Here is a 2,889-nt window from a genome sequence, read left to right as displayed (position 1 = left end):
AGACCCGTTTTAGGGGATTGAAACATTATCCTTTTAGGTTTCTCGATCTCCTTTTTTTCAGCTCTTCACTGATTTGTGTGGGTATGTTTTTATGGGATTAAAATTGCTATTTTTGATTCTAAAGATTGGAATACCTTAATGTGAAGTGCCAGTCGGAAATTATATCAGACTATAAAACAAAAAATGGTTAATGGAAGTATCAGAAGTACCATACTACAAACAAGAGAAATGGTATACCTGTGGTCCGGCATGCCTTAGAATGCTGCTAAAATACTTTGGCACTTCGGCATCAGAAGAAGATGTATCAAAGGCATGCGGCACAACCGAACTTGGCACCACTCCATTGCAACTGGCAAAAGGTTCAAAAGTTTTTGGATTCGATGCAGGTGCTTTTAAAAATGAAGATCTAAATTATTTAAAATATACATTAGAAAATGGCAATCCAGTCATTATATTGCTTGATGCCGGAATACTATATGGAGGAATACAAGGTTTCGGTCATTTTATAGTGATCACAGGATTAGATAAAAACAATATTACCTATCATGATCCAGATATTCCAGATGGTAAAAATGCAAAATGTAGTATTGATAGGTTTATGCAGGCATGGTCAGCTTTAAAATGCTGGGTAATCAAACTTCAAAAGGTGAAACAATGAAGTCCAGAGAAATGTATGAAACTGCTAAGGAGTACCTTATAGAAAATATGGGAAATCACATATCTGCCGGAGATGTGTATTACGACAACAGCACAAAAACATGGAATGTGAAGATAATCTCCAAAACCCCACACGGCATATTGATAGTTGGAGAAATGCACTTCGAGAATGAGAAAACAATTGTCTATGTAACACCTGGTGAGCAGATGTTGAAAATACTCAGATCCAAACTCAAGGAAGAACGCGTACTGATTGATGTGCCGGCTGATGCACTGGCGCGAATCAAAGAGACAGTACCGGATGTGACTGTGTACGGGTGACGGGGGGAGTTTACCCTACCAAATGAAATGGCAAAGGGGCGTTTGAGGTTAGCATTTGTAGTTCTGGTTCGCAAATTACTACTCTAAATGAAGGCTTTGAAAGATGCTTTTGAAAAAGTCGGAATGTAAGCGGAAGTGGGGGTAGGGGGTTTGGTATGGTTTGGGATTAGCAGTATAACCAAATATTATAAGTTATATTTCGCTTTTTCACACTCAAAAGGATAAAATATTAAGGGAAAAATACAGTTGATATAAATTTCATCATAATAATGAGAAATCTATTAAGTAGGTTACACAGGCTTGTAAGACTTCATTGCGATGGAAAGTGGGAAATGAGCTATTTGCTGGGTGAAATAGCATTTGAAGGGGATTTTCCTGAGTTTATTACCCTTACAAAACCTGGACAATGCCTTCGTAACAGGAAGTCTGAAATTCAAGGAGAATAAGTATGGAAAAGATACTCGTACTCTCGGTTGGAGGTTCACCTGAGCCAATCATAAATGCAATAAAAATTTACAAACCTGATTTGGTCTACTTCTTCTGCTCATCAGGACCAAAGGGAAGTGAGAGGACCATAGACAGCCCGGGTGATCCATGTGGTGATAAAAGAAAATCTAAGTGTACAGAATGTGGTTATGAATATTATCCTGGTAATCCCAGGGGTAAAGCAATAGTATTTCAAACCGGGCTGGAGAAAGGACAGTATGAAATAGTTACCATTGATGACCCTGACGATTTAACTGAATGTTACGAAAAGCTTCTCAATCTGGCAGAAACAATAAAAGAGAAATATGATAATAGCCAGGTAATCGCTAACTATACGGGTGGAACAAAGACCATGTCGGCAGCGTTAGCGTTAGTGGGTATAATGACGCAGCAGTGGGACCTCTCATTAAATATTGGCCCGAGACAGGATTTGATCAAAGTACGGTCAGGGGATGCACCAGTGGTTATTGATAAATGGAGGATATTTTGTCAATATCAAATGGATTTCTTTGAGGGATTATTAGACAACTACCATTACGGTTTTGTGATTCCTTCGATTTCTGAGATACTGTTAAAACCACTTGATAAATCTTCACGGGATAAATTGATTGAAGCGAGAGTGATCTGTGAAGCCTTTGACCTCTGGGATAAATTTAACCACCCTGAAGCATTGGAATTACTTGAGCCTCATGGATCCAGATTTTCTTCCTATATCATCAACCTGAAAAAAATTCTTGGAAAAACAAAATCAACTGGCTATGAACTGGTTTCAGACCTGCTAAATAATGCAGAACGAAGGGCAGTTCAGAAACATTATGATGATGCAATTGCCAGGTTATATCGTGCAGCTGAGATGTTTGCACAGATCAGACTGGAAAAAGAATATGGATATAAAACCGGAGATCTGAGATTGGAGCAACTTCCCGAAAACCTTCAAGCGGAATACAAAGAGCGCATAAGGGATGAGAAACTTTTACTGGGCCTAAGGGAGGACTATATTTTGCTTTTCAAACTGGGAGACCCCTTCGGGTTGAAGTTTGATCAAAACGAAGGAAGGATTATAGATGCAGTAAAAAGACGAAATTCATCTATTTCCGGTGGTCATGGTCAGACTCCTCTGAAAGAAGAAGATTATCTTTTTGTGAAAGACAGAATTACAGGATTTATTCTGGAAACAGCTGGCGAGATAGGATTGAATATAGAAATGGAGCAGCTGCCAGGCAGAGATATCCTTCATACCTGAATACTGAACATATTAAGGATATTATTTGGCTAAATCTGTATCGTTTTCCAAAAAGGTATGCCTTTTTATGGTCATCAAATTTTGTCTGAATCGAACACTGATGACACTGATTAGACGGATTTGCACAGATTTATTTTTTATCGCCGAATAAGAAAGAGCGATTACTCGCTCTCCCTCTTCTA

General features: G+C 38.6%; 4 protein-coding genes. All 4 read left to right on the top strand.

Translation table 11 applies throughout. The annotated features are described in order from the left end of the window. Window positions 1-190 precede the first annotated feature (190 nt). Window positions 191-658 (top strand): C39 family peptidase, encoded by a 468-nt coding sequence (locus tag IBX40_12505; GenBank protein MBE0525130.1) that lies wholly within the window; start codon window positions 191-193, stop codon window positions 656-658. After that, window positions 655-978, top strand: a complete 324-nt coding sequence (locus IBX40_12500; GenBank protein ID MBE0525129.1) for a hypothetical protein — start codon at window positions 655-657, stop codon at window positions 976-978. The genes IBX40_12505 and IBX40_12500 overlap by 4 nt, the downstream gene beginning before the upstream one ends. A 269-nt stretch (window positions 979-1,247) precedes the next feature. Then, window positions 1,248-1,424: a hypothetical protein gene (locus IBX40_12495; protein ID MBE0525128.1), complete on the top strand. Its 177-nt coding sequence runs from the start codon at window positions 1,248-1,250 to the stop codon at window positions 1,422-1,424. A 2-nt stretch (window positions 1,425-1,426) separates the two neighbouring features. Beyond that, entirely contained in the window at window positions 1,427-2,707 is a 1,281-nt protein-coding gene (locus tag IBX40_12490) for a TIGR02710 family CRISPR-associated protein (GenBank protein MBE0525127.1), read from the top strand. Window positions 2,708-2,889: the final 182 nt, after the last annotated feature.

Source organism: Methanosarcinales archaeon (genome assembly GCA_014859725.1).
In the GTDB taxonomy this organism is placed as follows: Archaea; Halobacteriota; Methanosarcinia; order Methanosarcinales; family Methanocomedenaceae; genus Kmv04.
The sequence above is the reverse complement of the archived record's forward strand: the minus strand, read 5'-3'. Positions and strand labels throughout refer to the sequence as shown.